The organism is Cryobacterium sp. M25 (assembly GCF_002929635.1).
GTDB lineage: Bacteria > Actinomycetota > Actinomycetes > Actinomycetales > Microbacteriaceae > Cryobacterium > Cryobacterium sandaracinum.
Genome location: NZ_PJJU01000057.1, coordinates 33520 through 58571 on the forward strand (window position 1 = coordinate 33520; position 25052 = coordinate 58571).

Annotated in this window: 26 protein-coding genes, 1 tRNA gene and 1 pseudogene; 16 read left to right on the forward strand and 12 right to left on the reverse strand. The window is 65.9% G+C overall.

Going from position 1 to position 25052, the window contains the following annotated elements:
• Window positions 1-73: 73 nt before the first annotated feature.
• Window positions 74-1561: an MFS transporter gene (locus tag CXY81_RS13185; protein WP_233194185.1), complete on the forward strand. Its 1488-nt coding sequence runs from the start codon at window positions 74-76 to the stop codon at window positions 1559-1561.
• 87 nt (window positions 1562-1648) lie between these two features.
• Here CXY81_RS13185 and CXY81_RS13190 read toward each other — a convergent pair whose 3' ends face one another.
• A complete protein-coding gene (locus CXY81_RS13190) occupies window positions 1649-1900 on the reverse strand; it encodes a DUF6458 family protein (protein ID WP_104102889.1) in 252 nt (83 codons plus the stop codon).
• 102 nt (window positions 1901-2002) lie between these two features.
• Between CXY81_RS13190 and CXY81_RS13195 the strand changes: the two genes are divergently transcribed.
• The 3 genes from CXY81_RS13195 to CXY81_RS13205 are packed head-to-tail and all read left to right on the forward strand — an operon-like array spanning window position 2003 to window position 4985.
• A complete protein-coding gene (locus CXY81_RS13195) occupies window positions 2003-3076 on the forward strand; it encodes a 3-isopropylmalate dehydrogenase (protein ID WP_104195116.1) in 1074 nt (357 codons plus the stop codon).
• Window positions 3073-4218, forward strand: a complete 1146-nt coding sequence (locus CXY81_RS13200) for a branched-chain amino acid aminotransferase (protein ID WP_104195117.1) — start codon at window positions 3073-3075, stop codon at window positions 4216-4218. Before CXY81_RS13195 ends, CXY81_RS13200 begins: the two co-directional genes overlap by 4 nt.
• The gene (locus tag CXY81_RS13205; RefSeq protein WP_104171623.1) at window positions 4215-4985 is read left to right on the forward strand and encodes a fumarylacetoacetate hydrolase family protein; all 771 of its coding nucleotides are present in this window, start codon (window positions 4215-4217) and stop codon (window positions 4983-4985) included. The genes CXY81_RS13200 and CXY81_RS13205 overlap by 4 nt, the downstream gene beginning before the upstream one ends.
• A 3-nt stretch (window positions 4986-4988) precedes the next feature.
• Here CXY81_RS13205 and CXY81_RS13210 read toward each other — a convergent pair whose 3' ends face one another.
• Window positions 4989-5594 (reverse strand): TetR/AcrR family transcriptional regulator, encoded by a 606-nt coding sequence (locus tag CXY81_RS13210; protein ID WP_104195118.1) that lies wholly within the window; start codon window positions 5592-5594, stop codon window positions 4989-4991.
• Between the two features lie 93 nt (window positions 5595-5687).
• On the opposite strand from CXY81_RS13210, the gene CXY81_RS13215 reads away from it, so the two are divergent.
• A complete protein-coding gene (locus tag CXY81_RS13215) occupies window positions 5688-6707 on the forward strand; it encodes an NADP-dependent oxidoreductase (RefSeq protein ID WP_104195119.1) in 1020 nt (339 codons plus the stop codon).
• 48 nt (window positions 6708-6755) lie between these two features.
• Entirely contained in the window at window positions 6756-7472 is a 717-nt protein-coding gene (locus CXY81_RS13220; RefSeq protein ID WP_104195120.1) for a type 1 glutamine amidotransferase domain-containing protein, read from the forward strand.
• Window positions 7473-7533: 61 nt separating this feature from the next.
• On the opposite strand, the gene CXY81_RS13225 is transcribed toward CXY81_RS13220, so the two are convergent.
• Window positions 7534-8625 (reverse strand): aminotransferase class V-fold PLP-dependent enzyme, encoded by a 1092-nt coding sequence (locus CXY81_RS13225; protein WP_104195121.1) that lies wholly within the window; start codon window positions 8623-8625, stop codon window positions 7534-7536.
• A gap of 81 nt (window positions 8626-8706) precedes the next feature.
• Between CXY81_RS13225 and CXY81_RS13230 the strand changes: the two genes are divergently transcribed.
• The 6 genes from CXY81_RS13230 to CXY81_RS13260 all read left to right on the forward strand — a co-directional run bounded on the left by CXY81_RS13230 (window position 8707) and on the right by CXY81_RS13260 (window position 14682).
• Window positions 8707-9693, forward strand: a complete 987-nt coding sequence (locus CXY81_RS13230; protein WP_233194167.1) for a LysR family transcriptional regulator — start codon at window positions 8707-8709, stop codon at window positions 9691-9693.
• 11 nt (window positions 9694-9704) lie between these two features.
• The gene (gltX, locus tag CXY81_RS13235) at window positions 9705-11225 is read left to right on the forward strand and encodes a glutamate--tRNA ligase (protein WP_104195249.1); all 1521 of its coding nucleotides are present in this window, start codon (window positions 9705-9707) and stop codon (window positions 11223-11225) included.
• A 136-nt stretch (window positions 11226-11361) separates the two neighbouring features.
• Window positions 11362-11433, forward strand: a tRNA-Gln gene (locus CXY81_RS13240).
• A gap of 1088 nt (window positions 11434-12521) precedes the next feature.
• The gene (locus tag CXY81_RS13250) at window positions 12522-12782 is read left to right on the forward strand and encodes an SHOCT domain-containing protein (protein WP_104195122.1); all 261 of its coding nucleotides are present in this window, start codon (window positions 12522-12524) and stop codon (window positions 12780-12782) included.
• 92 nt (window positions 12783-12874) lie between these two features.
• Window positions 12875-13567 (forward strand): response regulator, encoded by a 693-nt coding sequence (locus CXY81_RS13255; RefSeq protein WP_104102914.1) that lies wholly within the window; start codon window positions 12875-12877, stop codon window positions 13565-13567.
• On the forward strand, window positions 13564-14682 hold the full coding sequence (locus CXY81_RS13260; RefSeq protein ID WP_104195123.1) for a cell wall metabolism sensor histidine kinase WalK: 1119 nt from the start codon (window positions 13564-13566) through the stop codon (window positions 14680-14682). The genes CXY81_RS13255 and CXY81_RS13260 overlap by 4 nt, the downstream gene beginning before the upstream one ends.
• Here the strand turns inward: CXY81_RS13260 and CXY81_RS13265 are convergent.
• Complete coding sequence (locus CXY81_RS13265) at window positions 14674-17061, reverse strand: cation-translocating P-type ATPase (RefSeq protein WP_104195124.1); 2388 nt, start codon at window positions 17059-17061, stop codon at window positions 14674-14676. The two genes, CXY81_RS13260 and CXY81_RS13265, sit on opposite strands and share 9 nt — an antisense overlap.
• A 376-nt stretch (window positions 17062-17437) precedes the next feature.
• Between CXY81_RS13265 and CXY81_RS13270 the strand changes: the two genes are divergently transcribed.
• The 4 genes from CXY81_RS13270 (at window position 17438) to CXY81_RS13285 (ending at window position 19804) form a co-directional block, all read left to right on the forward strand.
• Window positions 17438-17689, forward strand: coding sequence for an SHOCT domain-containing protein (locus tag CXY81_RS13270; protein WP_104171632.1), 252 nt, complete (start codon window positions 17438-17440; stop codon window positions 17687-17689).
• On the forward strand, window positions 17686-19194 hold the full coding sequence (locus tag CXY81_RS13275; protein WP_104195250.1) for a multicopper oxidase family protein: 1509 nt from the start codon (window positions 17686-17688) through the stop codon (window positions 19192-19194). The genes CXY81_RS13270 and CXY81_RS13275 overlap by 4 nt, the downstream gene beginning before the upstream one ends.
• Window positions 19195-19298: 104 nt before the next feature.
• Window positions 19299-19628, forward strand: a complete 330-nt coding sequence (locus CXY81_RS13280) for a hypothetical protein (protein ID WP_104195125.1) — start codon at window positions 19299-19301, stop codon at window positions 19626-19628.
• On the forward strand, window positions 19625-19804 hold the full coding sequence (locus tag CXY81_RS13285; RefSeq protein ID WP_104195126.1) for a hypothetical protein: 180 nt from the start codon (window positions 19625-19627) through the stop codon (window positions 19802-19804). Before CXY81_RS13280 ends, CXY81_RS13285 begins: the two co-directional genes overlap by 4 nt.
• Window positions 19805-19893: 89 nt before the next feature.
• On the opposite strand, the gene CXY81_RS13290 is transcribed toward CXY81_RS13285, so the two are convergent.
• From CXY81_RS13290 to CXY81_RS17085, 8 genes and pseudogenes are all read right to left on the reverse strand, one after another.
• Window positions 19894-20862 carry a M56 family metallopeptidase gene (locus CXY81_RS13290; protein WP_104171635.1) on the reverse strand — a complete coding sequence of 323 codons (969 nt, stop codon included), beginning with the start codon at window positions 20860-20862 and terminating at the stop codon, window positions 19894-19896.
• Window positions 20859-21239: a BlaI/MecI/CopY family transcriptional regulator gene (locus tag CXY81_RS13295; RefSeq protein WP_104171636.1), complete on the reverse strand. Its 381-nt coding sequence runs from the start codon at window positions 21237-21239 to the stop codon at window positions 20859-20861. Before CXY81_RS13295 ends, CXY81_RS13290 begins: the two co-directional genes overlap by 4 nt.
• A 101-nt stretch (window positions 21240-21340) precedes the next feature.
• On the reverse strand, window positions 21341-21979 hold the full coding sequence (locus CXY81_RS13300; RefSeq protein ID WP_104195127.1) for a DUF3105 domain-containing protein: 639 nt from the start codon (window positions 21977-21979) through the stop codon (window positions 21341-21343).
• An 88-nt stretch (window positions 21980-22067) separates the two neighbouring features.
• Window positions 22068-22316 carry a glutaredoxin family protein gene (locus tag CXY81_RS13305; RefSeq protein WP_199180986.1) on the reverse strand — a complete coding sequence of 83 codons (249 nt, stop codon included), beginning with the start codon at window positions 22314-22316 and terminating at the stop codon, window positions 22068-22070.
• Entirely contained in the window at window positions 22316-22897 is a 582-nt protein-coding gene (locus tag CXY81_RS13310) for a redoxin domain-containing protein (protein ID WP_199183063.1), read from the reverse strand. The genes CXY81_RS13305 and CXY81_RS13310 overlap by 1 nt, the downstream gene beginning before the upstream one ends.
• Before the next feature lie 92 nt (window positions 22898-22989).
• Window positions 22990-23595: a hypothetical protein gene (locus CXY81_RS13315; RefSeq protein WP_146067701.1), complete on the reverse strand. Its 606-nt coding sequence runs from the start codon at window positions 23593-23595 to the stop codon at window positions 22990-22992.
• 397 nt (window positions 23596-23992) lie between these two features.
• Window positions 23993-24628: a substrate-binding domain-containing protein gene (locus CXY81_RS13325; RefSeq protein WP_233194187.1), complete on the reverse strand. Its 636-nt coding sequence runs from the start codon at window positions 24626-24628 to the stop codon at window positions 23993-23995.
• A gap of 177 nt (window positions 24629-24805) precedes the next feature.
• A pseudogene (locus CXY81_RS17085) lies at window positions 24806-24970 on the reverse strand (prolipoprotein diacylglyceryl transferase); the annotation flags it as partial.
• Window positions 24971-25052: the final 82 nt, after the last annotated feature.

The window sequence follows — 25052 nt, forward strand, 5'->3', positions numbered from 1 at the left end:
CCTGGAGCCGAAAGAAGTCATTCCCGTGTCGAATACCGTCCGAGAGACCACCCCCGTCATCGCCGTCAGCCGTGTGATCAGCCCCCGTCGCCGGTGGTGGGCGCTCGTCGTGCTCATGCTGCCCGTGCTCCTGGTTTCGATCGACAACACGGTGCTCAACCTCGCCCTGCCGGCCATTTCCGAGGACCTGCGGCCGACCGGCACGCAGCTGCTCTGGGTAATCGACATCTACCCGCTCATGCTCGCCGGCCTCCTAGTGGGCATGGGCAGCCTCGGTGACCGGATCGGGCGCCGCCGGCTGCTGCTGATCGGCTCCGCCGGGTTCGGCGCCGTTTCCGTGGTGGCCGCCTTCGCCCCAAGCGTCGAGTGGTTGATCATCGACCGCGCCGTGCTGGGCTTCTTCGGCGCCATGCTGATGCCGCCGACGCTGTCGCTGCTCCGCTCCGTCTTCACCGACCGCAACCAGCGGCGGCTGGCGATCGCGATCTGGGCGAGCGGTTTCGCCGCAGGCAGCGCGCTCGGCCCCGTTGTGGGCGGCGTGCTGCTGGAGCACTTCGCCTGGGGCTCCGTCTTCCTGCTCGCGGTGCCGCTGCTCCTGCCGCTGCTGGTTCTCGGGCCCCTGCTCGTGCCGGAGTCCCGCGACCCGAACCCCGGATGCATCGACGCCCCGAGCATCGCGCTCTCGCTGGCGACCATGCTGCCGATCGTCTACGGGATCAAGGCCCTGGCGGAGCACGGATCCACGCCCTTCTCGCTCGGCCCGATCGTGCTCGGACTCGCCGCAGGCGTGCTCTTCGTGCGCCGCCAGCCCCGGCTGACGCACCCGATGATCGACCTCGGGCTGTTCCGCCAGGGGGCCTTCAGCGGGGCGATCGGCGTCAACCTGCTGAGCGTCGTGGCTCTCGTCGGCGGCCTGTTCTTCGTCTCCCAGTACCTGCAGCTCGTGCTGGCCCTCTCGCCTCTGGAGGCGGGGCTGGTGCTCGTGCCGGGACTGGCGGCGATGATCGTGTCCGGCCTCGTTATCGTGCCCATCGCCCGGCGCGTGCGGCCGTCGATCGTCGTTCCGGTGGCACTGCTGATCTCGGCCGTCGGCTACGCGGCCGCCGCCCTGGGCGGGGGAGACCTCGACGCGGTCGGCATCGCGCTCGTCTTCGTGGCCCTCGGGATCGGGATCGGCGCGGCCGAGACGGTCTCGAACGAACTGATCGTGGCGAACGCCCCGGCGGACAAGATGGGGGCGGCATCCGCTGTCGGCGAAACGGCCTATGAACTGGGCGCCGTGCTCGGCACGACCATCCTCGGTACCATCCTGACGGCGTCGTACCGCAGTGCGGTCGTGTTGCCGGAGGCCCTCACCGCGGCGCAGAGCGCGGCGGCGGCGGAGACCCTCGGCGGTGCGGTGGCCGTGGCCGACGGGCTGCCCTCCGGCCTGGCAAACTCGCTGCTCTCGTCGGCCCGCGATGCCTTCACCGGCGGAATTTCGCCCACGGCCTGGATCGGAACCATTCTGGTGCTGGCGGCGGCGTTTGTGGCGCTGGTCACCCTGCGTAAGGCGACCTGATCACCTGAGCCGCCGCCGGCGCAGGCCGGTGCCGGGGCGCGTGTCGACGTCGACCTCGACACGAGCCCCGGCACGACGGACGTCGACCTAGACGTCGTCGACGGAACGCTTCTGCGACGTGACCTGTTCCCCGCTCGCCTGGTCGACGGCGCTGCGGGTCGTGGTGATGCTGCTGCGCTTGCGGGTCAGCAAGACGATGCCGATGACCATGATGACAGCACCGGCGCCCATCAGGATGTAGCCGACCAGCTCGATATCCATCCACTCGACGGTCACGTTCAGGGCGAACACCATGATGGCGCCGACGACAAGAAGGAAGATTCCCAATCCGAGACTCATGCGGAACTGCTTTCTATTGGTTGTCAGGAGTTGACCAGCTTAGACACTCGTTGCGTCGCAGTAGGGTTTATCTACAGCCAACTTTCAGACATACGGAGTCGAATGTCCCCTCTCATCAAGCTTGCTGTCATTCCCGGCGACGGGATCGGCCCCGAGGTCGTCGCCGAAGCGATCAAGGTTCTCGAGGCCGCCACGTCTGCCGACGACGTCACCTTCGACGCAACCTGGTTCTCCCTCGGCGCCGCACGGTTCCTGGAAACCGGCGATGTGCTGACCGATGACGACCTCGCGGCGATCGCCGGCCACGACGCCATCCTGCTCGGCGCCGTCGGCGGCGTGCCGGGGGACCCCCGCCTCGCCAACGCGAATATCGAGCGCGGCCTGCTGCTCAAGTTACGCTTCTCGCTCGACCACTACGTGAACCTGCGCCCGAGCGTTCTCTTCCACGGCGTGCCCAGCCCGCTTGCGTCTCCGGGCACCGTCGACTTCGTCGTCGTGCGCGAGGGCACGGAGGGTCCCTACGTGGGCAACGGCGGAGCGATCCGCCAGGGCACCGCGCACGAGGTGGCCAACGAGGTCTCCGTCAACACGGCCTTCGGCGTTGAACGCGTGGTGCGCTACGCCTTCGCCCAGGCCCAGGGTCGGCCCCGCCGCCACCTCACACTCGTGCACAAGACCAATGTGCTCGTCTTCGCCGGCAGCCTGTGGCAGCGAATCGTCACCGCCGTCGCAGCCGAATACCCCGAGGTGACCGTCGACTACCTGCACGTCGACGCGGCCACGATTTTCCTGGTCTCAAATCCGAGTAGATTTGACGTCATCGTCACGGACAACCTCTTCGGCGACATCCTCACCGATCTCGCGGCGGCAATCAGCGGCGGCATCGGCCTTGCGGCCTCCGGGAACATTAACCCTGAGGGCAGGTTCCCCAGCATGTTCGAGCCGGTACACGGTTCGGCACCGGACATCGCGGGCAAACAACTGGCTGACCCCACGGCGGCCATCCTGTCGGTGGCGCTACTCCTGGAGCACTTCGGACTCACGGATGCCGCGGCCCGGGTGACTGCCGCCGTGACCGCCGACATCGTGGCCCGGGCGGCTCTCGGCACACCCCGGAGCACCAGCGCCGTGGGCGACGCCATCGTGACTCGACTGACAGACAAGGGAATCCAATGAGCCAGCCAGCGCCCCCGACGACATCCGGCACCGCCACCTTCCCGCTGAAATTCAGCCTGACGCCGTCGACCGCGGCCCGCACGAAGATCGAGCGCGAAGAGATCCTCGTCGATCCCGGCTTCGGCAAGAAGTTCACCGATCACATGGTCGCCATCGACTGGACCCTCGACGCGGGCTGGCACAACGCCCGGGTCATGCCCTACGGTCCGCTGCACCTCGACCCGGCCTCCTCGGTGCTGCACTACGGCCAGGAGATTTTCGAGGGGCTGAAGGCCTACCGTCACGCCGACGGGTCGATCTGGACCTTCCGCCCGGAGAAGAATGCAGAGCGCCTGCAGCGCTCCGCACGCCGCCTGGCACTGCCGGAGCTCTCCGAGGTCGACTTCATCGAATCGATCCGGCAGCTCGTGGCCGTGGACGGCGACTGGGTGCCCTCTGCTGCGGAGACCAGCCTCTACCTGCGCCCGTTCATGATCGCCAACGAGAGCTTCCTCGGCGTGCGGGCCGCGCACCAGGTCGGTTACTACGTGATCGCCAGCCCGGCCGGCGCCTACTTCGCCGACGGTGTGGCCCCGATCAAGATCTGGCTCTCGACCGAGTACTCCCGCGCCGGCCGCGGAGGCACCGGCGCGGCCAAATGCGGCGGCAACTACGCCGCCAGCCTGCTGCCTCAGATGCAGGCTTATGACAACGGCTGCGCCCAGGTGCTCTTCCTCGACGGGGAGACCAGCAGCCGCATCGACGAACTCGGCGGCATGAACGTGTTCTTCGTTCATGGCACCGACACGCTCGTCACCCCGCGCTTGACCGGCGCGATCCTCGAGGGCGTTACCCGCGACAGCATCATCCAGCTCGCCCGGGACCGAGGCCTGACCGTGGAGGAGCGCGACGTGACCCTCGGCGAATGGCAGGACGGTGTCGCATCCGGTGCCATCACCGAGGTGTTCGCCTGCGGCACGGCCGCCGTCGTCACCCCGATCTCGCAGCTCAAGGGCCCGAACCTCTCCATCGGCGACCCGGATGGCCCGGCCGGCCAGATCACGATGGCGCTCCGCCAGGAGCTGACCGACATTCAGTACGGCCGCCTGCCCGACCGCCATGGCTGGCTCACCCGGCTCGACGCCCCGGTGGGACCCGCGTGAAAATCGCACGGTTCAGTCACGAGGGACGCATCTCGTTCGGCATCGTCGACGACGACGAGATCGTCGTTTTAAAGGGCGACCCGATGTTCGCGGGCTATGACCCGTCCGGGGAGCGCGTGGCCCTGCGCGACGTGAAGCTGCTCGCCCCGGTGATCCCGCGGTCGAAGATCGTGGGCATGGCGTGGTCCTACTTCGCCGACGCGGCCGAGCAGTCCGCCGCGGCCCGCTCGCCCGGTGAGCCCAGGTTTTTCCTCAAGCCGAACACCTGCGTCGTCGGCCCCGGCGACCCGATCACCGTGCCGGCGTCCACGGACAACGTGCACGTCGAGGGCGAGCTCGCGATCGTGATCGGCAAGATCACCCGCAACGTGTCCGTCGACGCCGCCGAGGACTCCATCTGGGGCTGTACGGTAGCGAACGATGTCACCGCCCGCGATCTGCAGGAGCGCGACGGCGACCTCACACGGGCCAAAAGCTTCGACTCGTTCTGCCCGCTCGGACCGGTCATCGACACCGAATACGATTGGACCACGCTGACCATCGAGTCCCGCATCAACGGCGAGGTCTTCCAGAAGGGCAATGCGACGCTGCTCAAGCACACCGTTGCGGAGATGATCTCCTTCGTCTCCAGCGTGTTCACCCTGCTGCCGGGCGACGTCATTCTGACGGGTGCCCCCGACCGGTCCGCCTCCGTCGTGCACGGCGACGCCGTGCAGGTCGAGATCGCCGGCATCGGCGTGCTGGCGAACCCGGTGCGGCGCGCCTGATCGTCAGGCGTCGGTCGCGGCGTGCACGGGAAACCAGGACCGGATCTGCTCCGTCGCCGTGTCCAGCAGCGCCACCGATTCGGTCGCGTTGACCCGGGCGAGCAGCATGGCGCTCATGCCGAGAGAAGCCAGGGTGCGGGCGCGTTCCGGCGCGCGGTCCGGCGCGCTTCCTCCGGCCGCCCGGAGGGCGTCCTGCAGGGTGTCCTTCAGCTCGGACCGGTAGCCGTCCACGACCTGGCGGGCCAGGTCGTCGTGCCCGGCGAGGCCTGCGGCGCAGTTCACCAGCAGGCAGCCGCGGCGCGGGGAGTCCTCCGGCAGGGCGGAGACCGCCGACCTGAGTTCGCTGAAGTAGGCCAGCAGCGAGGCCCGGCCGATCCCCGGCCCGGTCAGGGTCCGCAATCTCGGGCGGATGACGGAGGCCTGGTAGTCCTCGACGGCGGCGTCGAACAGGCCACGCTTGCTGCCGAAGGCATGGTAGAGGCTGGATCGCCGGAGACCGGTCGCATCTTCGAGGTCGGCGAGCGAGGTAGCCTCGAAGCCCTTGTCCCAGAACAGGTCCCTGGCCGCCTGGACGACGGTTGTGCGCTCGAAACTCTGCAGCCGTCCCATGGTGTTTCCTCCGTTTTCGCTGTGAGTGGTTTTGTGTATCGATCAGTACACAATATATTAGACTATCCGTTACAAAAAAGCAGAGGAGCCGCCATGGCCTCGTCCATCACCAGCACCCAGATCCAGCTTGTCGCCCGCCCCACCGGCTGGCCAACGGATGCCGACTTCGGCACCATCCGCATCGACCTGCCCGAGCTGGCCCCCGGTCAGGTTCGCGTGGCCAACGAGTTCGTCTCGGTCGACCCCTACATGCGCGGCCGGATGAACGACGCCAAGTCCTACTCCGCCCCCTACGCCCTCAACGAGACGATGACGGGCGGGGCCGTCGGCCGCGTCGTCGCATCCGCCTCTGACGCGGTTGCCGTCGGCGACGTGGTCGTGCACCAGTTCGGCTGGCGCGACCTGGTTCAGGAGGAGGCCGCCGGCTTCCGCGTCGTCCCGGAAATCCCCGGCGTGCCTCTCTCCGCCTACCTCGGCGTGCTGGGCATGACCGCACTCACCGCCTACGTGGGCCTGCTCGAGGTGGCCGGGCTCTCGGAAGGCGACACCGTTTTCGTTTCCGGCGCGGCCGGGGCCGTAGGCAGCATGGTCGGCCAGATCGCCCGTCTCAAGGGCGCGAAGCGCGTGATCGGTTCCGCCGGGTCGGCCGAGAAGGTTGCCCTGCTGACCGAGAAGTACGGCTTCGACGCCGCCTTCAACTACAAGGACGGCGACATCGCCAAGCAGCTCGCCGCCGCGGCTCCGGACGGCATCGACGTCTACTTCGACAACGTCGGCGGCGAGCACCTCGAGGCGGCACTGGCCAGCTTCAACGACGGCGGACGCGCCGCCCTCTGTGGCGCGATCTCCGTCTACAACAACACCGAGGCGACCGGCGGCCCGCGCAACCTGGCGAACATGATCGGTCGCGGGCTGACCCTCAAGGGCTTCACCGTGGGCAACTACGTGCAGCATTTCCCCGCGTTCTCGGCCGACATGGCCGGCTGGCTCGCCGCGGGCGACGTCGTCTTCGACGAGACCGTGGTCGACGGGATCGACCACGCGGTCGACGCCTTCCTCGGCCTCATGCGTGGCGAGAACACCGGCAAGATGGTCGTCCGCACGAACGTCTGACTTTCCCGACAGCATCCATTTCACACGATCACACACTCTGGAGAACCCATGAATTCCGTACTTTTTGTCGTCAGCGCCGCTGATCACTGGACCCTCAACGACGGCAGCCTGCACCCCACCGGCTACTGGGCCGAAGAGCTCGCCGAACCGCACCGCCTGTTCACCGAGGCCGGCTGGCGGATCACCATCGCGACGCCCGGCGGCGTCGCCCCCACCATCGACGCGGGAAGCCTGGCACCCCAGGCGGCCGGCGGGGAAGACCGGGCCGCGGCCATCGTCGCCTACCTCGACACCATCGGCAGTGAACTCGACGAGCCCCGCTCGATCAGTGACATCACGGTCGCCGACTACGACGTCGTCTTCTACCCCGGCGGCCACGCCCCGATGGAGGACCTGGCCGTCGACGCCGACTCCGGACGCATCATGACCGAAGCCCTCGACTCCGGATCGATTCTCGGCGTGCTCTGCCACGCCCCGGCCGCTCTGCTCGCCGCCCAGCGGGCCGACGGCAGCTGGCCCTTCACCGGCTACCGAATGACCGGCTTCACCGACGAGGAGGAGACTCTCGGTGGCCTCGCCCCCAAGGCGCCGTGGCTCGTACAGAGCCGCCTGGTCGCGCTGGGCGCCGACTTCGTCGCCGGCGCACCCTGGGCCGAGCACATGGAGATCGACCGCAACCTGTACACCGGCCAGAATCCGGCTTCCTCCGCCGCTCTCGCCGGCGCGATCATCACCGCCGTCACCTCCGTCACCGCACAGAAGTAGTCGAGTCGCCGCGAGGCCCTGTGGCCGAGCAAGCCCTGCGGTCACGCCCGTCGAGACCCGGCTATGTCCGTAGGGCGCGCAGGGCGTCGGCGACGTCGTCCTCGTCATTCCACAGGTGGAAAGCGACGCGGGCCCGCCCGGCCCTGCGCGACGCGGTGAGACCTGCCCGGGTGAGGCGGTCAAGGTCGGTGCCGTCGGCATCCGGCCAGGTCACGATCGACTGCCCGGCCGGGGCGAGCCCGAGCCCGGCGCAGAACGCGTCGCCCAGCGCCACCGCGTGGTCGCGCACCGTCGACAGGTCGAGCCGCCCGAAGAGCTCCAGTGCGGGTTCGGCGCCCACCCAGGCGTTCCAGGCCGGGGAGACGTCGAATCGGCGCGCATCAGCCGCGAGGTTCATGTCCGGTCCGTAACAGGAGGCCCACGGGTCCCGGCCGGCATACCAGCCCGCCTGCACCGGGTGCAGCACTACGGCCAGCCGCTCGGCCACGGTCAGGAAGGCCACGCCGCGCGGGGCGCAGAGCCACTTGTAACTGTGGCAGATAGACGCGTCGAAGACGGATGCGTCCACCGGCATCCACCCGGCTGCCTGCGTCGTGTCGCAGACGGTGAAGCACCCGTGAGCACGGGCGGCGGCCACGATCCCCGCGGTGTCGGCGACGGCACCGGTGGCGGACTGCACGAGCGAGAACGCCACAAGCCAGGTGTCGGCGGTGATCCCGACGGCCAGCTCGGCCAGAGGCAGGTGCCGCACGGTGACCCCGCGGTGCGCTTGGCTGAGGAACGGGAACACCATCGAGCTGAAATCGCCGTCGACGCAGAGCACCTCGGCGCCGTCGGGCACGCTCGCGGCGAGAAGACCGGCCAGCACGGATGCCTGAGACCCGATCGCGACCCGGCTCACCGGAACAGCGACGAGTCTGGCATACGCGTGCCGGACCCGTTCGACCACGGCGGCATACCCCGCCGCCGACGCGGTGCCCAGCGCCCAGGCGTCGGCGTCCACGCGCAGGGCCGCTTCCGTTTCCCGGGTTGGCAGCCCGAGCGTGCAGGCTGCCAGGTAGCCGCGGCCGCCACGGAACCGCTCGCGCGCCTCGCGCACGCCGATGCGGGCCGGCAGCGTCGAACGTGACGCGGAAGAGTCGCTCTGGATCATTTCTCCAGCATGCGACCGGCCTATTCATTTGACAACAACCAGTAGCTGAGGCAATCCATAAGCATAAGTTATGATCACTTCGTGCCCGCCATCGCCCAGCCCGAACTCGACTCCACCATGCTGCGCGTCGTGGGTGCGCTCGCCGACTACGGCTCGATCACGGCGGCCGCGGCGGCGCTCGGCTACAGCCAGCCCGCCGTGAGCCAGCAGCTCAAACGGCTCGAGCAGCGCATCGGGATGGCCGTGATCGAACGCATCGGCCGCGGCGTGCGGCTCACCGAGACCGGCCGGATGCTCGCCCGGCACGCCGCCACCGTGGGCGGGGCCCTGGACGCCGCCGCGGGGGACTTGTCCGAACTTCGCGGCCTGCGCGCGGGCCGGGTGCGTCTGGCGGCGTTCCCGTCCGCCTCGGCGACCATCGTGCCGCGCCTGCTCGCTGACCTGCAGCGCCGCCATCCGGGAGTCAGCGTCACCTACCTCGAGGCCGAGCCGCCCGAAGCCGTGGCCCTGGTGCGCCAGAATCAGGCCGATCTGGCGATCACGTTCAGCTACCCCGGCGACCGGGTCGACCCTCACCGGGACAGCGCCGAGGGCCTCGTCGTGACCCGGCTCCGCCGCGACGAGATGATGCTCGTGCTGCCGGCCGCACACGCCCTGGCCAGAGACAGCGCAGTCGACCTCGGCGACCTGGCCGAGGAGAATTGGATCGGCGGATGTCCTCGGTGCCGCGGCCACCTGCTGGAGCTCTGCGGTCACAACGGTTTCACGCCCCGCATCTCCTATGAGACCGACAACGCGGCCGCCGTGCTCGGCCTCGTGGCGGCCGGCATCGGGGTGGCGATGCTGCCCGCGCTCGCCCTCGACTCCGTCGGCGCGCAGCCCCTCGTCGCCATCCGGCCCACGCGCGGCCGCGACCACCGCACCTTGCACACGGTCACGGTCACCGGGGCCGCGGGCGTGGCGGCCATTGCCGTCACCCTGCGCCGGCTCGCCGCGCTGGCCGGACCGGACGCGGCACCCGCGGCACCACCTATATCCCCACGCGCGCCCTCACCCGGAGGCAACTAGAATCGGGGATGATGTCTGAGACAATTGCGCACCCGTTTTCCACTGCCACCGGCACCGACGTTCGCGTTCGGTTCTGCCCCTCGCCGACCGGAACGCCGCACGTCGGCCTGATCCGCACGGCGCTCTTCAACTGGGCTTACGCCCGGCACACCGGCGGCACGTTCATCTTCCGGATCGAAGACACCGATCCGGCCCGCGATACCGAGGAGAGCTTCGTGCAGCTCCTCGACGCGCTGCACTGGCTGCGCCTGGACTGGGACGAGGGCGTCGAGGTCGGCGGACCGCACGCTCCCTACCGCCAGTCCGAGCGCTACGACATCTACCGTGACGTGATCGAGCAGCTCAAGGCGTCCGGTCACCTTTACGAGAGCTTCGCCACCGGCGAGGAGATCGAGGTGCGAAACGTCGCCCTCGGCCGCGACCCCAAGGCCGGATACGACAACTTCGAGCGCGACCTCAGCGATGAGAAGAAGGCGGCCTTCCGTGCTGAGGGCCGCTCGCCGGCGCTCCGCCTCAAGGTGCCCGACACGGACATCTCCTTCGACGACCTGGTTCGCGGCGAGATCACCTTCCCGGCCGGCTCGTTCAGCGACTTCGTCGTCGTGCGGCCCAACGGGCATCCGTTGTACCCGTTCGTGAACCCGGTCGACGACGCCATGATGGGCGTCACCCACGTGCTGCGCGGCGAAGACCTGCTCTCCTCCACGCCGCGCCAGATCGCCCTGTACCACGCGCTGATCGACATCGGACTGGCCACGTTCGTGCCGCGTTTCGGGCACATGCCCTACGTCATGGGCGAGGGCAACAAAAAGCTCTCCAAGCGCGACCCCGAGTCCAACCTGTTCCACCACCGCGCCCGCGGCTTCGTTCCCGAGGGACTGGTCAACTACCTGTCGCTGCTCGGCTGGTCCCTCTCCAGCGACCGCGACGTGTTCACGATCGATGAGATGATCGCCGCGTTCGACGTCGTCGACGTGCTGCCGAACCCGGCCCGCTTCGACCTCAAGAAGGCCGAGTCGCTCAACGGCGACCACATCCGGCTGCTCGACCCGGCCGATTTCGCCGCCCGGGTCATCCCGTACCTGGTGGCCGCCGGCGACGTGACCGAACCACTCAGCGAGGTGCAGCAGGCTATTCTCGAGGCCGCCGCACCGCTCGTGCAGGAACGCATCGCCCTGCTCGGCGAGGCACCCGGCATGCTCGGTTTCCTGTTCATCGGCGGCGACTCGCTGGCCTACCAGCCGGATGCCCTCGCCTCGCTCCCGCAGAACACGCGCGAGATCCTCGCCACGTCCACGGCAGCGCTGCTCGACATTCCCGAAGCGGAATGGACGCACGACCGCGTGCACACCACCCTGACCGAGACGCTGATCGACGGGCTCGCGCTCAAGCCGCGCGTGGCCTTCGGCCCCCTGCGGGTCGCGGTCTCCGGCCGGCGCATCTCGCCGCCGCTGTTCGAGTCGATGGAGATCCTGGGCAAGGCGGAGTCCGTGCTGCGTCTTGCACGTCTGGCTGCCACCACTCTCGAGTGACTGGCCGCGCGGGGCCGGGCCCCTCGGGGTCTGCCCCGGCAATCGGCTCGAGCCGGCGGCGATTTCGGCCCTGGGTTTGTCCCGGCCCTCTGAGTGGGTTAGAGTTACGAGTCGGTCCGTTCTGAGGAACAGGCATTGGGGTATGGTGTAATTGGCAACACGACTGATTCTGGTTCAGTTGTTCTTGGTTCGAGTCCAGGTACCCCAGCAGTAGCAGGTGCAGGATTCCGCGGTGAAATCACCCATCGCTCATCTTTGGGGCCCGAAACGGGCCCGGTGTCCAGAACCAATACCACAAGCGCCATGCGGGGCTACAGCGGCGCTGCCCGGGTTGATTCGCTCTCGTCACTACGCAACCGGGCTGACACTCGACGCCGTTCGGCGTTCAGCCCGCGCCGCCAAGGTGCACACTGCGATGTCTTTCCTGGCTCGTCCGGATGCGGTGGACAATCTGATTTTCAGACGATGATTCGAACAGTTGACGGATGGTTTGCCGCACCGTCGGTATCAGGAAGCGACGCATAACAACCGTCGGCATGCGCTTTGCGGCTTGGTATGAGCCTGGCCAGCGCGTTTCATCAAACTTTCACATGCTCGGGGGCTGGAGCTTCATGCGCGGTCTGCATGCTGGTGTGTAGACACCAACCTGGTGGCTGAACGTGAAAGGTGTTGAGACTGATGAAATTCAATCGGAAGAACATGACCGCTGGTATTGCGGGACTCGGGCTTGTCGGAGCGCTTGTCACGGGCGGTGTTGCCGCGGCGCAGGCATCTACCGGTGATGGGGCCATTTCCCAGCCACCATCGACGACCTCGTCGTCAGTTTGCGACCACCGGTCAGGCCACTTGGCCGGCATAGCATTCGGGCAGAGTTCGCCCATGGTCGCGATCGCGAGCTACCTCGGCTTGAGTCGGACGGAGCTGCAGGACCGGCTGCAGTCGGGTGGGTCCCTCGCGGATGTCGCTGAAGCCCAGGGCAAATCGGTTTCTGGGCTCAAAGATGCAATGGTCTCACAGCAGAGGACCACGCTCGACTCCAACAGCACTCTGTCATCTGATGACAGGGAGTCAGCCGTAGAACAGATGAGGAGCCGCATTGACCCGATGCTGAACGCGACCCACACCCCAGGTGAGGGGAAGGGCATGGGTTCGGGAGTCGGTATGCACTCGGGCGCAGGGACGGGCACAGGGATGGGCTTGGGAATGGCGACGACCTGACCGTCTCCTGAACAGGCAGACCGGTCCACGGGCTGCCTGGATGTACGAAAATAAACACGAACTGAAGGAGCAGAAGAAATGATGTGGGGAAACGGATACAACATGACGTGGGGATGGCCGGTAGGGCTGCTCATGCTCGTCGCAGTCATCCTCCTTGTTGTCTGGGTCGTGCGGGCTTTTGATGGCGGAACTGAACGCGGTGGGTTCCGCGGGACTACTCCGCTGACCCGCGGACAAGGCGAGCGCAGTCAAGCGCGTCAAATACTCGATGATCGCTTCGCGAAGGGTGAATTGAATGAAACGGAATACCGAGAACGGTTGCAGGTGCTCGAGAGGTAAGGCCTGAGGAGGTCCTCCCTCGCCGAGTCCCTGGGGCGCAGTGCAGAGACCGTGCCGCCGGACGGCGATAATCAGAAGAAAAGGGTTGAGCGATGCAAAAGGTCCTGGTTGTCGACGACGAGGCGCAGATCAGGACGGTCCTGCGCGGCTACCTGGAAGCGGAAGGTTATGACGTAGCGGAGGCCGCGGACGGCGCCGAGGCGCTTGCGGTACTCCATAAGGACCCTCCCGCTCTCGTGCTGCTGGATGTAATGCTGCCGGGGATCGACGGGCTGGAGGTTCTCCGGCAGTTGCGAGGCTTCAGCGACGCGTACGTGATCCTCGTCACGGCCAGGGCGGAGGAGGTCGACAAGCTCGTGGGGCTCGGTGTGGGTGCGGATGACTATGTGACCAAGCCATTCAGCCCGCGCGAGGTGACGGCTCGAGTGAAGGCAATGCTCCGTCGTGACAATCGGGATGAGCGGACCGACAGAGACGCCCTGCTTCGCTTCGATGGCTTGTCCATCAAACCCGCCCACCGAGAGGTTGAGGCGAATGGAGTCTCCGTGGGGTTGTCGAGCCTGGAGTTTGACCTTCTCACCGCACTCGCAACCGAGCCCGGGCGGGTGTTTTCCCGGGCACAACTGCTTAAAAAAGTCTGGGGCTACGATTTCTACGGCGACGAACGGGTCGTCGATGTCCACATCCGCAGTTTGCGCGCACGACTCGGCGACGATGCCGGCGATCCACACCTGATCGCCACGGTGCGGGGCGTGGGCTACAAGTTTGTGGCCGGGCCCAGATGAAGATGCGCCTCTCGCTGCGCCTGTTCATCTCCTATGCCGCTATTGCCGTGGTCGGCGGCGTGGTGGCTTATCTGACGATCTCGCTGCTTGCTCCTCGACTGTTCGAAGACCGGCTGGGGATGATGATGGACAGTGAGGGCACCGGAATGTCGATGGGGGCCATGGACGCGACCAGCGTGCGCTCCGCCTTCCTATCCGCGCTCACGACCTCGCTGATCGTCGGGGTACTGGCCAGCGTCATCGCCGCAGGTTTCGTCGCCGCGGCAGTCACGGGGCGCCTACTTCGCCCCCTCAACGCTGTGCGGGCCGCGACCAAGCTGATCGCTGCCGGAAAATACGGAGGCAGGGTTCCCGTCCCCTCCGAGCCGGAACTCGCAGCGCTGGCCACCGACGTCAACACGCTGGCCCAGGCCCTGGCCGATACCGAGTCCCGGCGAACCCGGCTGCTTGGGGAGGTTGCGCATGAAATGCGAACCCCACTGACCGTTCTGGACGGCTACGTCGAGGGGCTGATCGATGGCGTGTTCACCGCCAGCCCCGACACATTCGCCTCCCTCAGCGGGGAACTGCGCCGCCTGCACCGCCTCTCCGATGACCTGTCCAGCCTGTCGCGCGCTCAAGAACAGCGGCTCGACCTGCATCCAGTCGATGCCGACCTGGCCGATCTTGCTCGCCGCACGGCCAACCGGCTCGCTCCGCAATTCGAAGATTCGGGCGTGACGTTGACACTCAACGTCGCCACGCCGCTGCCCGTGCACGTGGACCCGGACCGGATCACCCAGGTTCTGACCAACCTTTTCGGCAACGCCCTGCTCGCCACCCCGGCGGGCGGTGCGGTCACGATCACGACGCACGGCGCCGACGGCCGTGGTGAGGTCGTCGTGATCGACACGGGAGTGGGCCTGGCCGAGGAGGACACAGACCGTGTTTTCGAGCGGTTCTACCGTGTGCCCGGACAGGCCCGCCGCTCCGCCGGATCAGGGATCGGTCTCACGATCGCCCGGGAAATAGCGCGTGCGCACGGCGGGGACGTGACGGCCTCGTCGGGAGGGACCGGGCAGGGAGCCAGATTCGCGGTCGTGGTACCCCTGCGCGCCGCCGCCAGATCAGGCTGAAACTCCGACGTCATTCCCTGCTCCATCAGTCAAGGTGGTGGCCGATGTGCTCTCGGGCTGTCGCGGGAGGCGCAGCCGCTTGAGCAGCAGCGCGTTGACCGCGACGATGACGCTAGAGCCGGACATGGAGATGGCGGCGATTTCCGGACTGAGCCGGATGCCGAATGTCGGAAAGAAAACGCCCGCGGCAATGGGAAGCGCGATCGCGTTGTAGCCGACCGCCCAGCCGAGGTTCTGGCGCATCTTGCGCACGGTGCCTTTCCCGATGCGCAGGGTGATGGGGATGTCGAGGGGGTCGGACCGCATCAGGACCACGTCCGCCGTATCGATGGCGACATCCGCTCCTGCCCCGATGGCGATGCCCAGGTCCGCCTGTGCCAAGGCCGGAGCGTCGTTGACTCCGTCGCCGACCATCGCGACTCGTTTGCCGGAGGCCTGCAGCTCCTTGATTTTCGCGGCTTTGTCTTCCGGGAGCACCTCGGCGATCACAACATCGATGTGGAGCATGGATGCGATCCGCTGCGCGGTCGCCTCATTGTCGCCGGTGAGCATGACGACCTCGATGCCCGTTTCGTGAAGAGCGACAACGGCGGCCGCCGCGGTCTGTCGAACGGCGTCAGCCAGGGCGATGACCCCAGCGGCCTTCCCGTCGACGGCGACGAGGACCGCCGTCCGTCCGGTCGCGGCCAGCGTCTGACGCTGGGCGGACACCGGATCAATATCGATGCCCTGGGCAACCATGAGTTTGCGGTTGCCGACGAACACCTGGCGTCCTGCGACTGTGGCGCCGGCACCATGTCCCGGAACATTGCGGAACGCAGATGCTTCCAACGCTTTCGCGCCGCGCCCGACGGCGTAACTGACGACGGCTGCGGCGAGCGGATGCTCGGACTCCCGTTCCACTGCAGCGACAAGGGCCAGCAACTCGACCTCATCCATCCCGACAGCTATGAAGTCCGTCACCTCTGGTTCGCCCCTGGTCAGAGTTCCCGTCTTGTCCAGGACGACCGTGTCGATGCGAGCCGAAGTCTCCAACGCGGTCGCAGTTTTAAAGAGGACACCGCGTTTGGCGCCCAGACCGGTGCCGACCATGATGGCGGTCGGTGTCGCCAGGCCCAACGCATCCGGGCAGGTGATGACGACGACGGTGATCGCAAAGAGGATCGCGGTAGGAAGGCTCGCGCCGGCCAAGAGCCACGCACCCAGGGTGGCGCTGCCGCCAATGAGGGCCACGAGCACAAGCCAGAAGGCCGCGCGGTCGGCTAGCCGTTGTCCGGGGGCCTTGGAGTTCTGTGCTTCCTGAACCAGGGCCACGATCTGCGCGAGTGCGGTATCGGCGCCGACTTTGGTCGCCCGCACACGAAGGGTTCCGGTGGTGTTCACTGTGGCGCCGATCACGGTCGATCCGATGCTCTTGGCGACGGGAAGGCTCTCCCCGGTGACCATGGATTCGTCGATGTCGGACTCACCGTCTTCTACGACGGCGTCAGTTGGAACTTTTGCTCCGGGCCGAACCAGGAGGAGGTCGCCCGGGACAACCTCCGCGGTCGGGACCTCAACCGGTTCCCCGTCGCGGATGACGAATGCCATCGACGGTGCCAACTCGAGCAGCGTACGGATGGCGTCGTTTGCGCCGCCCCTGGCACGCATTTCAAACCAGTGGCCCAGGAGGACGAAGCTGGTCAGAACGGTCGCAGCCTCGTAGAAAACTTCCCCACCACCGGTAAGGGTGACAGACAGGCTATAGAGCCAGCCCGCTCCAACACCGACGGCTACCAGAACCATCATGTCCAGGGTTCGGGCCCGCAGCGCCCGGAAGGCCCCATCGAAAAAGATCCAAGCCGAATAGAAAATGACCGGCAGAGACAGGATCAACGCGAAAACGTCATCCCGCAGCCCGAACGGGGCAGGAACCGCGAAACCGAAAACGTCCCGGCCGATCGGCGACCACAGGGTGATCGGAACCGACAGGATCGCCGCCACCATGAACCGGTTGCGCATGTCCCGGATCATGCCGGCCATGGACATGTCGCCGTGCGCGCCACCATGCCCCATGGTCTCCTGCATGGTTCGAGGCGGTTGTCCGGTCTTCATTTCATGTTCGGTGTGGTCGGTGACGGATGACGCCATCGGATCGCAGATGTGATCGGGCACAGAGCGTCCAGCGCAGTGGTAACCGCATTCCCGGACCCATGCCGCCAGATCAGTGACGGAGGTCTGCCTGGGATCGAAGGTCACGCTCGCGGTTTGCGCTACCGGATTCGCATCAACGCTCAACACGCCGGGGCGGCGGGCGAGCACCGACTCGACGATCGCTCGCGAGGATGCCCATTGAACGCCCCGCACTTCGAGGACAGTAGTTTCGGCTTCCTGAGTCATGTGAATCTTCCATTCTGAAGAATCGGCCTCACAGCGACAATTTCCGTGTCGAACACTCTCACCCTATACCCATGGGGGGTATATGATCGGGGCGATCCACCTCTTCGGTGGGAGGCTGTCGTAGGGCCTCTGGGTCGTTAATCAGGCAACGCTACTAGGATAGATAGTATTCCGGAATGCGTCTACCGGCTCACGGCTCGCTTGTCGTTCGTTGCTCGCCGTGACGGCTTGAGGCGCACTGAACGACTACCCCTTCCGGGAGGATGCACCGCCTGAAAAAGGGGAGTGGTGCACGCCGTTTGATTGTCCAAAATACCCCAAGGGGTATGCTTGCGGCAGTGTCTATTCTCGAAATATGAGTCGAAGGAGTCGGATCATGATGTGGGGCTATGGAGGAAGTATGGGGCTGTACTGGCTCTTCGGGCTGCTGACAATTGTCGGTATCTCGTTGCTGGTCGTGCTCATGGTTCGGCTGTTTTCTGGAGATCGTAGTGTCGGGCCGAAGCAGGGGGGAGAGGTTGGGCCTGGCCGCGCGCGCCAGATACTGGATGAACGTTTCGCCAGGGGTGAGCTGACCGCGGAGCAGTACCGCGAACAGCGCGCAGTCCTGGGCGAGGATAAGTGGTGAAGCCTCTCAGCCGTCGAAGCGCTCTCACGCTCGGTGGCCTCGGGCTGGCGAGCACGGTTGCCGGGGGAGCGGGACTTCTCTGGAGCCAGCAGACAGCATCGCCTTTGGCCACCGGCTCAGGCTTTGGGGCGCCCTCCGGGGATCCACTGGTTCAGCCGCCCGAGTTGCGTAGCGCCGATGGCCGCCTCAAGGTACGCCTGGATGCTGCACCGGGGGACGTGAAGATTTCCGGTCGCGGTGCCACCGTGCTGAGCTATAACGGGGGCGTGCCGGGGCCTACCCTACGCGTTCAGGCGGGCGACACGCTCAGTGTGCGCCTGCACAACGGCCTCAACGATCCGAGCAACCTGCACGTGCACGGATTGCATGTTTCTCCGTCGGACAACGGCGACAACATGTTCGTGACCGTGAAGGCCGGAGACTCATTCGACTACGAATATCAGCTGCCGCCTGATCACCCGCCGGGAGTGTACTGGTATCACCCGCACTACCACGGGTTCGTCGCCGATCAGGTCTTCGGCGGCCTTTACGGGGCCATCATTGTCGAGGACCCCACGCCTATCAGGGCAACGCGAGAGCGCGTGCTCGTCATCTCAGACATCACACTGGACAGCCTGGGCCGCATCCCTCCCGTCACGCCGATGGAACAGACGGCGGGACGGGAAGGACAACTCGTTCTGGTCAACGGGCAGGTGAATCCGGTCATGACCGCCCGTCCGGGGGAACGCGAACGTTGGCGCATCGTCAACGCCTGTGTGTCCAGGTATCTGCGGCTGCGCCTTGACGGGCAGCAGCTGCAACTTCTCGGCATCGACTCCGGGCGGTTCCAGACCCCCGGCGACGTCGACGAGGTGGTGCTGCTTCCCGGCAATCGAGCGGACCTGCTCGTTTCCACTATCGCAGGAACGTCCATCTTCCAGGCCTTGCCCTACGACCGCGGCAGCGCGAACGGAATGATGGGCGGGATGATGGGCGGCGGCGCTGGACCCAGCGGACAGGACGCTCAGGCCAACCCTCGCGGCGTTTCAGTGGCGACGCTGACGGTGTCCGGTGATGCGGTTACTGCTCTGTCCGCAGTCCCCGAGCAGGCCGCGCCCTCCGATCTTCGTTCGCGGCCGGTGACGGCTCGTCGCGAGCTCACGTTCGGGATGGGCATGGGCGGAATGAGGGGCGGCTCGATGATGAGTTTCACCATCAATGGGGAGGTGTTCGACGCGGCTAGAACGGACACCACGGTTCAGTCCGGCAGTATCGAAGAATGGACCCTGACCAACCCCACCCAGATGGACCACCCCCTGCATCTTCACGTGTGGCCAATGCAGCTCGTTGAGGAAAATGGCAGGGCAGTCGAGTCTGTGGTTTGGCAAGACGTCCTAAACGTTCCGGCAGCGGGGCGGGTGAAGGTCCGCGTTGCCTTCGACGACTTCGCCGGACGGGCTGTCTATCACTGCCACATCCTCGATCACGAGGACAACGGGATGATGGGCGTCATTGAAGCAAAGTAACAAGGACCGCTGACAGGGACTTTCCTGTGTGACCGCGGTTCACTGGGACGGGAGCCAACCCCGGCGACTACTATGAAAGATAGTAGACAAAGAAGGAGGCGCTCATGCGCTCACGAATCTGGATCATCTCCCTGGCCGCTGGTGCGTTGCTTGCAGCAGGCACCGTCGCTCCGGCCTACGCGGCCGAGGGCAGCAGCCCTCCGGCCCCGGCGGGTCAGGCCGAGGATAGCGCCCGCGGACACATGGCCGCGATGCACAGAGCACCCGGTCTGGTGAAAATGCACGAACAGATGATGGCCGGGATGTCCGACACGGCTGACATGACGGCCGGTGTACCCGGCATGGCGAAAATGCACGAAGAGATGATGGCCCATCACCCGGCTGGCGACGCTTCGTCGGAGGCTGGCAATAAAAGCCCGGAGGCGTCACGGTGAGTACGGCGCTCTATGGTCTGGCCCTCCTGGCCTGCCCAGTGGCTATGGGCTCGATGATGTGGTTCATGATGCGAGGGAAGAAGACAGCTGATGCGCCGAAGTCGCTGTCGGCGGCCGATGAAATGGAGTTGACCACACTGCGCGCGGAGGTGGACACGCTGCATCTGCCGAATTGAGGTTCTTTTTCAGCCTCAACACTTGTTCGATGGCCGTCAGTGCGGTTGCAGTGTGAGATCCGGGCTTCCGGGGGAATGCGCAGCGTCGATCACATGGTCAAGGACTGCTCGTCCTCCGGGCACGGGTCCATTGTTCCCGCTGCGGATGCGGGGGCGATGGCGAGGAACAAGGGCAATGCGATCAACAATCCCATAGCCAAAGCAGCGACGGTTGTCTTCCCGGCGCCGAGGGGCCGAACCGGTGAAATGAGTCTCCTGACTCGGCTGGAAGCTGACTCTCCCCCAGCGCCGAGGGCCGCCGCCGGGGTCAGACCGTGTTCAGCCAGGCGCACCAGGGCGGTGGCCACTGTGGTCCGGTCGCTGTGTCTGCCCGCACTGTCATCGGCCAGCATCTCGACGAGCCGGCCGAGTTCTCTGCGTGCGGTTCGAAACGCTGTGACGCGGGGGAACGCATGCTGCAGCGCGTCGGATGCCGCGAGGATGAGGTCGTGGCGTCCTCGCAGGTGCGCCCTTTCGTGGGCCAGAACGGCGAGGAGCTGATTGTGATCCAACGCCGACAGGGCGGCGCTGGTCAAGACGACCTGGTGAATCCTGCCTGGTAGGCAGTACGCGGCGGCGGCCGGATGGTCGACGACGAGAGCGTCGTATCGGAGGTGGGGTCGCGCAATGAGGGCCAGGGCGTCCAGTTGCACTTTCCTGTTACGGGCTGCGATTGCCCGGTCCGCGGCCAGGCAATAGGCGACCCGGACGAGGATGGCACTTGCGGCGGCAGCGCCGGTGGCGCTGACCACGGCACCGCCTGGCGTGGAGTATTGCGCGAGGAGGGCCATCGCGCAGGTTCGGATCCAGTCGGCGAGGTTGATGGTCCAGGGAATCGCGGGGATGGCCAGGCTCGAACCGGCAAGCAGCACCGCCAAAACAATTGAGACGCTCAGCGTTTGCCAAGCAGCGATCCCGATCCGGGGAGACCGCTCGAGCCACGACATCCGGCGCAATAGGGCCGGCCCCAGGACGGCCAGAATCACGGCGAGGACCGTCAAAACAGCTGGAGCAATCATGGCGCGGTGCTTGTGCGACCCTGAAGGTGCTCGTCAAGGGCAAGACGGAGGCTGGCGACTTCCTCTGGCGGAATATGGTCGAGGAAGTGCAAAAGTGTCACCGAAGTGTCAGCTCCTCCGGCAAGGACTTCCCCCATGAACGCGGCAGTGTGCTGCTCACGAGTCTGCGCAGGTCGGTAAAGATACGCACGGCCGTCCTTCTCCCGGGTCAGCAAGCCTTTGCGGCGCAGGTTGTCCATAACCGTCATTACCGTTGTGTAGGCGAGTGTGCGCTCGCGTTGGAGATCCTCCAGCACCTCGCGAACGGCGACCGGGCGCCCCCAGGACCAGATGCGATCCATGACGTGCTGTTCCAGCGTGCCGAGTGGGCGCACCATGGATTGCTCCCTTCTACGCTCTAATGGAAACGAAAACCCCTAATCAACTACCTTCCATAGTAACGTACGGTCCCTGCTGCGCCCGCGGGTTCCTGTGCCGATCAGCCCTGGACGCCACCAGAGCAGGGTGCGCCGGGTTCGGGTGTCTGTGGCCCCTGTAGATAGGTCTGCAGGAACAACTGCAGGCGCGGGTCATCCACGCTGTCCAGTTGCAGTTGTTTTCCCCAGGCGCTGGCGATAATCGGGGCGGGGAGGTCGGGATACGGGCTCAAGAGTTCGTATGGGTTCGACTCGGCATCAGCCGTCAGAGTGTCGATCTGCTCTTGCGGCAGATCGGATCGGTAGGTGACCCACACCGCGCCATGCTCGAGCGAGTGCACGGCCCGCCAGGTGTCTACCGGCTTCGTATACACGCCGCAGTTTGTCAGCTCGGCGGAATGTTCTCCGCCGACGGGGGGAAGCGTTGGAAACGCAACCTCGTTGACCACGTGGTCGCGGCTCAATCCATCAGAACTCTCCACGCCGCTGATTGGCTTGTCTGCTGCCGATCTGGCCGCGTCCTGGTCTTTCTGGTTGACGATGAAGATGGAGACAACGGTTGCCACGAGGGTGATTGCGACGACGGTGCCCAAGCCGTAGATCCAGAACCTCCGACGCCGCTCGCCCCGCTTCAGCTCCGCTCGTGCGGCCGCAACGATCGCCTGCCGATGTGCTCTGTCCTCTGTGTTCGGGTGTTCCATTTGGACGGTCCTCTCTATTGCTGTTCTGCATTGTGATGTACGGCAACGCCCTGTGAGCTGCCGTTCGAGCCCGGCTGCCCCTGGGCGGCTACGTCGGGGCGGGACAGGTGGTGCCGCAGCTTCTTCTCCGATAGCCTCCGTAGCTGAACATGACGTCGTCGATCAGGATGCTGGGGGCAAAGATGATGCCGTTCCGAGCGGCCAGAGCCCGGCCTTCATCGGTGTCGAGGCCGATCGTCTCGACCTGAAAGGAGTAGTCCGCGGCGAGTCGGGACAGTACCAGCTTGGCTTGATCGCAGGCGTGGCACGAGGCTTGCGTCAGTACGGTGATTCGCATCAGGCGTCGGTCCGGAGAGCCTGCATCTGGGTGAGGATCTCGTCTACCGGCACGTACATGGTGTAGTTAGGCGGGCCGCCGTAGTCGGCTCGCCACTCAATTTCCCCCGTCGGCCCAACCAGGATGAAGCTGTGTCCGTTGCGGGATTCACCCATCATTCCGTACTTGTTGGTCTGGTAAGTCACTGAGAAATCCAGACGGATGTCGGCCAAAGCGACCGCCGTCAGCTTGTCGTCGGCCATTTTTTGGGCGATCAGGTCCACCGGCCCGCTGGTGATGTTGAGGAGCTGATCGACGCCGACGGACTGCAGCTCGGTCTCGGCGGCGTCCAGATCGCGGATTTGGTCCCAGCACGGCTGGCACCCGATCCCCTCATGGAAAAAGAGCAGGACGGACTCGCCACGGTAGTCGCTGAGATTGACCGTCCCCCCGGCCGTGGAAGCGAGAGAAAAGTCGGGGGCTTCCGCGCCCGGGCCGGGAGCACCCACGGCATAACTGACGGAGGCGGTGTTTTCCACAGCCGTGGGGGTCCCGTTCCAAGTGCTTTCCATGACCACCAGGATGGCTGCCGCAACCGCCATGATGCCCACTATCATCGTTGCCCGGCGCAACCCGGTGCTCCTGGCGCGTGACTGCAGGCATGTGCCCGGACGGCCTTTCTTCCGTGATGCCACTACTGTGACTCCTCTGTCTGGGTGCGCGTATGCGCCTGGTCGGGTCGGTTGCCGGAGGCGGTCGGCGTGGCTGCGTGCTTTCGGCTGCGCAGCGCCGTCCAGACCAAAGCGCCGAGAGCGGCGAAGACGGCGAGCGTCGATATCCACCCTGGAATGAAGGCCAGGAACTGCTGGATGACGGCGGCCCAGTGCCCCAGTGCTGCGGCAAGTTCAACCTGCCACCCGTCCGGTGCCATGCCCGGTCCCTGCACTGCGAGGACGACGGTGAGCACGCCCATGGCGATCATCAACCCGCTTGAGAGCACTGTTCCCACGGGCAACCGCCACCGGGCCCCGGGCCCGATCGGGATGGTCGTGGCCGCGAGCAGGCGACTGGCTCCCCAGTCTTTTCTGTCCCACACCAACGCCAAGGCGCACACGGGAGCGACCATCCCGAATACGTAGGCGACGCCCACTGCGGCGGCGGCCGGGAAAGACGAAGTGGCACCGGAGAGCGCCGCCACTCCGGCGAGGACTGGGGCGCAGCACGCGCTGGCGGCACCGGAGAACACTCCGAGTCCGTACACCGAGCCGATGCCCGTTCCGCCGCCGCGTCCAGAAGGCATCGATAGCGTCATTTTCCAGCCCCCCAGGGTGGCAACGCCCACTGCCACCATCGCGAGACCGACGACACTGAAAATTCCCAAAATGGTACTGGAACAAAATGCGGCTGAGGAACGCAGCGCCCAAGGCGATGGGGAGGATGATGGTGCCGACCCCGGCGGCGAACACCAGTGTCATGCCGAGGATCTGGCTCCGGCTGCGGAAGCTGGAAGCGAAGAACGCCGGCAACATGACGGAGGCGCAGCATGGGACCAGGAGGGCCACGCCGCCGCCGAGAAACGCTGCCAGGATCGTTGTCGAGAGCAAGACCTGCCCCATGAACGAGCTCCAATCAATACCAGTCGGGCGCATCCCAAACTACTATTCACCATAGTAGTTAAGCGTGGCTGAGCGTTCACCCTACGGCCGACGACGGCTCCTGGAGGCTGCTGCACTGTCTTGAATGACGACGTTTGGCTGGACGGCGGGGGTGACCGCCTGGACGCTTCCGCCATCGATCAACCCGTGGAGTAGCTCGCGGGCGCGCGATCCGAGATTCGCGAAACTTTGGTTCACTGTCGTCAGCTTGGGCAACCAGATCTTCGCGAGCGGATGGTCGTTGACTCCCACGACGCTCACGCCAACCGGAACTGACTTGCCACCGTCGGCGAGGCCGCTGATGACCCCTATCGCCAGGACGTCGTTGCCGCAGAAGATGGCTGTGATCTCACCGATCTTCGCGAGTAGACGGCCGATCTCTCGTCCTGAGTGGGGGTCTCCACTGGCGTGAATGACCTCGGGTGGGACCACCCCGGCGGTGCGGAGAGCACGTCGCCAGCCCGCGCCTCGGTCGTCTTCTTCCTGCTGTGGGGGAGCGTTGGCGTAATGAACTTGCGAGTGGCCGAGGTTCAGGAGGTAGGTGACGAGTTCTTCGGCTGCGCTTGTGCTGACCCGCGCGGATCCGTTGACAACGCGAGAGACGGTCGCCACGGCAACGCCGGTTAGGCGAGCGACGCCGTTGATGACCGGCTTGGTGTTGTGGTCAGTATCAGGCATTAGCCGGCGCATCGATAGTGTGAACGGGGACCCCGGGTCGAGCCTGCGGAGCCCAGCACCTCGAATTCGGGTCGTCCATAAGTTGGCTCCGGGACACAAATAGTCCGTCGGATGGGTGGCCCCATGGTGGAGCCGCCCGCTGATGACCCCGAAAGGGACTGCCCACAAGGTGAAATCAAGGACGATTCCGGGTCCTCCACCACGGTGGGTGAGCCGCCGGGAAGTCAGAATGAGGGCGGCTGCGATGGCCGCGAGGATGAACAGGGCGTAGAAGTGGAGCAGGATCGGCTCCAGTTGGATGGACCTGACATCGGGGCTCGGGATGCGGGCATGAATGTTCATCAGCGGGGAGATCTTTCGTAAGTTGAGTGTGGATGGCGCGTATTGCTGTGGGGCTGGCGGAGGGCCCGTCTGATGCTGCCGC

What these genes read in the sequence shown, in the direction of transcription:
- CXY81_RS13260 (WP_104195123.1), top strand. Translation starts at nt 13,564, where the DNA reads ATGAAGATGCGCCTCTCGCTGCGCCTGTTCATCTCCTATGCCGCTATT.
- CXY81_RS13310 (WP_199183063.1), bottom strand. Translation starts at nt 22,897, where the DNA reads ATGGCGGTTGCGGCAGCCATCCTGGTGGTCATGGAAAGCACTTGGAAC.
- CXY81_RS13290 (WP_104171635.1), bottom strand. Translation starts at nt 20,862, where the DNA reads ATGATTGCTCCAGCTGTTTTGACGGTCCTCGCCGTGATTCTGGCCGTC.
- CXY81_RS13315 (WP_146067701.1), bottom strand. Translation starts at nt 23,595, where the DNA reads ATGCCTTCTGGACGCGGCGGCGGAACGGGCATCGGCTCGGTGTACGGA.
- CXY81_RS13305 (WP_199180986.1), bottom strand. Translation starts at nt 22,316, where the DNA reads ATGCGAATCACCGTACTGACGCAAGCCTCGTGCCACGCCTGCGATCAA.
- CXY81_RS13265 (WP_104195124.1), bottom strand. Translation starts at nt 17,061, where the DNA reads ATGACTCAGGAAGCCGAAACTACTGTCCTCGAAGTGCGGGGCGTTCAA.
- CXY81_RS13295 (WP_104171636.1), bottom strand. Translation starts at nt 21,239, where the DNA reads ATGGTGCGCCCACTCGGCACGCTGGAACAGCACGTCATGGATCGCATC.
- CXY81_RS13270 (WP_104171632.1), top strand. Translation starts at nt 17,438, where the DNA reads ATGATGTGGGGCTATGGAGGAAGTATGGGGCTGTACTGGCTCTTCGGG.
- CXY81_RS13195 (WP_104195116.1), top strand. Translation starts at nt 2,003, where the DNA reads ATGTCCCCTCTCATCAAGCTTGCTGTCATTCCCGGCGACGGGATCGGC.
- CXY81_RS13225 (WP_104195121.1), bottom strand. Translation starts at nt 8,625, where the DNA reads ATGATCCAGAGCGACTCTTCCGCGTCACGTTCGACGCTGCCGGCCCGC.
- CXY81_RS13210 (WP_104195118.1), bottom strand. Translation starts at nt 5,594, where the DNA reads ATGGGACGGCTGCAGAGTTTCGAGCGCACAACCGTCGTCCAGGCGGCC.
- CXY81_RS13250 (WP_104195122.1), top strand. Translation starts at nt 12,522, where the DNA reads ATGATGTGGGGAAACGGATACAACATGACGTGGGGATGGCCGGTAGGG.
- CXY81_RS13190 (WP_104102889.1), bottom strand. Translation starts at nt 1,900, where the DNA reads ATGAGTCTCGGATTGGGAATCTTCCTTCTTGTCGTCGGCGCCATCATG.
- CXY81_RS13280 (WP_104195125.1), top strand. Translation starts at nt 19,299, where the DNA reads ATGCGCTCACGAATCTGGATCATCTCCCTGGCCGCTGGTGCGTTGCTT.
- CXY81_RS13300 (WP_104195127.1), bottom strand. Translation starts at nt 21,979, where the DNA reads ATGGAACACCCGAACACAGAGGACAGAGCACATCGGCAGGCGATCGTT.
- CXY81_RS13325 (WP_233194187.1), bottom strand. Translation starts at nt 24,628, where the DNA reads ATGCCTGATACTGACCACAACACCAAGCCGGTCATCAACGGCGTCGCT.
- CXY81_RS13220 (WP_104195120.1), top strand. Translation starts at nt 6,756, where the DNA reads ATGAATTCCGTACTTTTTGTCGTCAGCGCCGCTGATCACTGGACCCTC.
- CXY81_RS13200 (WP_104195117.1), top strand. Translation starts at nt 3,073, where the DNA reads ATGAGCCAGCCAGCGCCCCCGACGACATCCGGCACCGCCACCTTCCCG.
- CXY81_RS13215 (WP_104195119.1), top strand. Translation starts at nt 5,688, where the DNA reads ATGGCCTCGTCCATCACCAGCACCCAGATCCAGCTTGTCGCCCGCCCC.
- CXY81_RS13255 (WP_104102914.1), top strand. Translation starts at nt 12,875, where the DNA reads ATGCAAAAGGTCCTGGTTGTCGACGACGAGGCGCAGATCAGGACGGTC.
- gltX (WP_104195249.1), top strand. Translation starts at nt 9,705, where the DNA reads ATGTCTGAGACAATTGCGCACCCGTTTTCCACTGCCACCGGCACCGAC.